The sequence below is a fragment of the Litoribaculum gwangyangense genome (genome assembly GCF_039543505.1).
Taxonomy (GTDB): Bacteria; Bacteroidota; Bacteroidia; order Flavobacteriales; family Flavobacteriaceae; genus Litoribaculum; species Litoribaculum gwangyangense.
This window is the reverse complement of record NZ_BAABJW010000015.1, coordinates 1-5,585: the sequence shown is the minus strand read 5'-3', so window position 1 is coordinate 5,585 and position 5,585 is coordinate 1. Positions and strand designations below refer to the sequence as shown.

General features: G+C 46.5%; 2 tRNA genes and 3 rRNA genes. All 5 read left to right on the top strand.

Going from position 1 to position 5,585, the window contains the following annotated elements:
• Positions 1 to 263 precede the first annotated feature (263 nt).
• The 5 genes from ABD963_RS15125 (at position 264) to rrf (ending at position 5,531) form a co-directional block, all read left to right on the top strand.
• Positions 264 to 1,780, top strand: a 16S ribosomal RNA gene (locus ABD963_RS15125).
• Positions 1,781 to 1,940: 160 nt separating this feature from the next.
• Positions 1,941 to 2,014, top strand: a tRNA-Ile gene (locus tag ABD963_RS15120).
• A gap of 124 nt (positions 2,015 to 2,138) precedes the next feature.
• Positions 2,139 to 2,212: transfer RNA gene (locus ABD963_RS15115), tRNA-Ala, on the top strand.
• Between the two features lie 225 nt (positions 2,213 to 2,437).
• Positions 2,438 to 5,258, top strand: a 23S ribosomal RNA gene (locus tag ABD963_RS15110).
• Between the two features lie 165 nt (positions 5,259 to 5,423).
• Positions 5,424 to 5,531 (top strand): 5S ribosomal RNA (gene rrf, locus ABD963_RS15105).
• Together the 16S, 23S and 5S rRNA genes with 2 tRNA genes alongside form the textbook arrangement of a ribosomal RNA operon.
• Positions 5,532 to 5,585: the final 54 nt, after the last annotated feature.

Below are 5,585 nucleotides of genomic sequence, written 5' to 3'. Positions count from 1 at the left end.
TTTTTTTAAAAAATATTTTTCAAAAAAAGATCAAAAAAGTATTGTGGAAGAAAAAAAAGGGTTTTATATTTGCACCCGCTTAACAAGGAAACGAGTTAAGAAAAGATAAAAAAAGTTCATAGACATATTGAATTGACAGCGTAAGGAAGTTATTGGAAACGATAATTTCCGACAAAGAGAATAGACCATTTTGAGTACTAGAGATTCTAATTAGTTGTTAAAGATGTTGCCTTAATTCAATTAAGAGCGACACACAAAAATTAACGATGAAGAGTTTGATCCTGGCTCAGGATGAACGCTAGCGGCAGGCCTAACACATGCAAGTCGAGGGGTAACAGGGAGCTTGCTCCGCTGACGACCGGCGCACGGGTGCGTAACGCGTATACAATCTACCTTTTGCTATTGGATAGCCCAGAGAAATTTGGATTAATACAATATAGTATCCCATTACCGCATGGTATTTGTGATTAAAGGTTACGGCAGAAGATGAGTATGCGTCCTATTAGCTAGTTGGTGTGGTAACGGCACACCAAGGCAACGATAGGTAGGGGCCCTGAGAGGGGGATCCCCCACACTGGTACTGAGACACGGACCAGACTCCTACGGGAGGCAGCAGTGAGGAATATTGGACAATGGAGGCAACTCTGATCCAGCCATGCCGCGTGCAGGAAGACTGCCCTATGGGTTGTAAACTGCTTTTATACAGGAAGAAACACTCCCTCGTGAGGGAGCTTGACGGTACTGTAAGAATAAGGATCGGCTAACTCCGTGCCAGCAGCCGCGGTAATACGGAGGATCCAAGCGTTATCCGGAATCATTGGGTTTAAAGGGTCCGTAGGTGGATAATTAAGTCAGGGGTGAAAGTCTGCAGCTCAACTGTAGAATTGCCTTTGATACTGGTTATCTTGAATCATTATGAAGTAGTTAGAATATGTAGTGTAGCGGTGAAATGCATAGATATTACATAGAATACCAATTGCGAAGGCAGATTACTAATAATGTATTGACACTGATGGACGAAAGCGTGGGTAGCGAACGGGATTAGATACCCCGGTAGTCCACGCCGTAAACGATGGATACTAGCTGTTCGGATTTATCTGAGTGGCTAAGCGAAAGTGATAAGTATCCCACCTGGGGAGTACGTTCGCAAGAATGAAACTCAAAGGAATTGACGGGGGCCCGCACAAGCGGTGGAGCATGTGGTTTAATTCGATGATACGCGAGGAACCTTACCAGGGCTTAAATGTAGATTGCATTAGGTGGAGACACTTATTTCTTCGGACTATCTACAAGGTGCTGCATGGTTGTCGTCAGCTCGTGCCGTGAGGTGTCAGGTTAAGTCCTATAACGAGCGCAACCCCTGTTGTTAGTTGCCAGCGAGTCATGTCGGGAACTCTAGCAAGACTGCCAGTGCAAACTGTGAGGAAGGTGGGGATGACGTCAAATCATCACGGCCCTTACGTCCTGGGCTACACACGTGCTACAATGGTAGGGACAGAGAGCAGCCACTGGGTGACCAGGAGCGAATCTATAAACCCTATCACAGTTCGGATCGGAGTCTGCAACTCGACTCCGTGAAGCTGGAATCGCTAGTAATCGCATATCAGCCATGATGCGGTGAATACGTTCCCGGGCCTTGTACACACCGCCCGTCAAGCCATGGAAGCTGGAAGTGCCTGAAGTCCGTCACCGCAAGGAGCGGCCTAGGGTAAAGTCGGTAACTAGGGCTAAGTCGTAACAAGGTAGCCGTACCGGAAGGTGCGGCTGGAACACCTCCTTTCTAGAGAAAGACGACTAAAAAGAAACAAAAAACTAAGAAAAAGATAGTTTATTCTCATTGCTGTTAATTTAAAAATAAGATAGATACAAGAGACAAGAAGCGAGGCATAAGACTTTTTAGTCTTTGATCTTGAATCCATAAGTCTTGAGTCTACTAAAACAGTCTCATAGCTCAGCTGGTTAGAGCGCTACACTGATAATGTAGAGGTCGGCAGTTCGAGTCTGCCTGAGACTACGGAAGGTTCAATAGGCCATTGGCGATTGAAAACGTTCATAAGATATTGAAAGGAAATTTTAGAGGTTGAGTAGCCGTTATAAGTACTGTTAACTGATAACTGTTAACTGATCACTAAAGAAACGGGGGATTAGCTCAGCTGGCTAGAGCGCCTGCCTTGCACGCAGGAGGTCATCGGTTCGACTCCGATATTCTCCACTACGGCATAAGGTCGTCTACTGATAGTAATTTATCAGTGTCGATTCGCCACACGTTCATTGACATATTGAAAAAAGATACATGAAAATACGATTAGATTCATCTAATCTATTTAAGTAATAATTAGGATTAATTAGAATCACGCGAGCGATATCTAATTAATCATATTATAGTTATTAAATCGTTTTAATAATTATAGTAAACTCATTAAAAAAGCAAAAAGTACAATAAGCTAAATAAGGGCGTATGGGGAATGCCTAGGCTCTCAGAGGCGAAGAAGGACGTGATAAGCTGCGAAAAGCTGCGGGGATCAGCACACATGAATTGATCCGCAGATATCCGAATGGGGCAACCCACTATATTGAAGATATAGTATCCGCAAGGAGGCGAACCTGGAGAACTGAAACATCTAAGTACCCAGAGGAGAAGAAAACAAAAGTGATTCCGTTAGTAGTGGCGAGCGAACGCGGATTAGCCCAAACCAGAGTTGTTACGGCAATTTTGGGGTTGTAGGACCACGACATTAGTTGCGCAATGAATTAGAACCCTTTGGAAAGAGGGGCCAAAGACGGTGATAGCCCGGTATAAGTAAAGAGCGTTAATTATAGTGGTATCCTGAGTAGTGCGGGGCACGTGAAACCCTGTATGAAACAGTCGGGACCATCCGATAAGGCTAAATACTCCTGAGAGACCGATAGTGAACTAGTACCGTGAGGGAAAGGTGAAAAGAACCCTGAATAAGGGAGTGAAATAGAACCTGAAACCATACGCTTACAAGCGGTCGGAGCCCTTTGGGGTGACGGCGTGCCTTTTGCATAATGAGCCTACGAGTTACCGTTGCTAGCAAGGTTAAGTGATTAAGTCACGGATCCGTAGCGAAAGCGAGTCTGAATAGGGCGCTTTAGTTAGTAGTGGTAGACGCGAAACCGTGTGATCTACCCATGGGCAGGTTGAAGCTGTAGTAACATACAGTGGAGGACCGAACCGGTTGACGTTGAAAAGTCTTCGGATGACCTGTGGGTAGGGGTGAAAGGCCAATCAAACTCGGAAATAGCTCGTACTCCCCGAAATGCATTTAGGTGCAGCGTTGGTTAATAGTTTTATAGAGGTAGAGCTACTGATTGGATGCGGGGGCTTCACCGCCTACCAATTCCTGACAAACTCCGAATGCTATAAAATGTTTACCAGCAGTGAGGGCATGGGTGCTAAGGTCCATGTCCGAAAGGGAAAGAACCCAGACCATCAGCTAAGGTCCCCAAATGTATGTTAAGTTGAAATAACGCGGTTGAACTGCTTTGACAGCTAGGATGTTGGCTTGGAAGCAGCCATTCATTTAAAGAGTGCGTAACAGCTCACTAGTCGAGCGGTTCGGCATGGATAATAATCGGGCATAAACATACTACCGAAGCTATGGACTTGAAAAAGTGGTAGGGGAGCATTGTAGTGTCGTCGAAGGTGTGATGTGAGTCATGCTGGAGAAGCTACAAAAGAAAATGTAGGCATAAGTAACGATAATGCGGGCGAGAAACCCGCACTCCGAAAGACTAAGGTTTCCTCAGCTATGCTAATCAGCTGAGGGTTAGTCGGGACCTAACGCGAACCCGAAAGGGGTAGTGGATGGACAACAGGTTAATATTCCTGTACCCGCTCTCAATAAAAGTGACGGAGGCGTATATTTGGTGCGTGCTGACGGAATAGCACGTTGAAGCCAGTGGCAACACGGCGATAGTACACTGAGGCTTCGGCCAAGGTGATAATCCAGAGAAGCGACTTCCAAGAAAAGCGAGAGAAGCGGCCCGTACCCTAAACCGACACAGGTAGTTGGGATGAGAATTCTAAGGAGCTCGAGAGATTCATGGCTAAGGAATTAGGCAAAATAGACCCGTAACTTCGGGAGAAGGGTCGCCCCACTTCGGTGGGGCCGCAGTGAAAAGGTCCAGGCGACTGTTTATCAAAAACACAGGGCTATGCCAAATCGAAAGATGATGTATATGGCCTGACACCTGCCCGGTGCTGGAAGGTTAAGTGGAGGGCTTAGCGTAAGCGAAGGTCTTAAATGAAGCCCCAGTAAACGGCGGCCGTAACTATAACGGTCCTAAGGTAGCGAAATTCCTTGTCGGGTAAGTTCCGACCTGCACGAATGGTGCAACGATCTGGACACTGTCTCAGCCATGAGCTCGGTGAAATTGTAGTATCGGTGAAGATGCCGATTACCCGCTGTGGGACGAAAAGACCCCGTGCACCTTTACTATAGCTTAGTATTGGTTTTGGACAAGTAATGTGTAGGATAGGTGGGAGACTTTGAAGCGGCATCGCCAGGTGTTGTGGAGTCATTGTTGAAATACCACCCTTTGCTTGTCTAGAGTCTAACCCTCAATGAGGGGACAGTGCTTGGTGGGTAGTTTGACTGGGGTGGTCGCCTCCAAAAGAGTAACGGAGGCTTCTAAAGGTTCCCTCAGCACGCTTGGTAACCGTGCGTAGAGTGCAATGGCATAAGGGAGCTTGACTGAGAGACCTACAAGTCGATCAGGTTGGAAACAAGAGCATAGTGATCCGGTGGTTCCGCATGGAAGGGCCATCGCTCAAAGGATAAAAGGTACGCCGGGGATAACAGGCTGATCTCCCCCAAGAGCTCATATCGACGGGGGGGTTTGGCACCTCGATGTCGGCTCGTCACATCCTGGGGCTGGAGAAGGTCCCAAGGGTTGGGCTGTTCGCCCATTAAAGTGGCACGCGAGCTGGGTTCAGAACGTCGTGAGACAGTTCGGTCTCTATCTACAGTGGGCGTTAGAAATTTGAGTGGATCTGACTCTAGTACGAGAGGACCGAGTTGGACGAACCTCTGGTGTACCAGTTGTTCCGCCAGGAGCACTGCTGGGTAGCTACGTTCGGAAGGGATAAGCGCTGAAAGCATATAAGCGCGAAACCCACCACAAGATGAGATTTCTTTAAAGGGCCGTGGGAGATGACCACGTTGATAGGCCACAGGTGTAAGTGCGGTAACGTACGCAGCCGAGTGGTACTAATAGCCCATAGGCTTATTGTACGCCTGTTTTTTTATAAGAGTGCAACATCTAATTATTACGCAACCATGTTTCTTGTTTCAATATGTTAAGATATTTGGCAGTCCACACTGCCAGTTAAAAGTTAAAAGTTAAAAGTGAATAGTTCAAACTGTTGTCTTTTACTTATTAACTGTTAACTTAAAATTTAAGGTGGTTATAGCGACGGGGCTCACCTCTTACCATTCCGAACAGAGAAGTTAAGCCCGTTAGCGCCGATGGTACTGCATTAGTGGGAGAGTAGGTCGTTGCCTTTTTTGGAGGCCCTTCATAGAAATATGAGGGGCCTTTTTGTTTGTGTTAAAATCCTT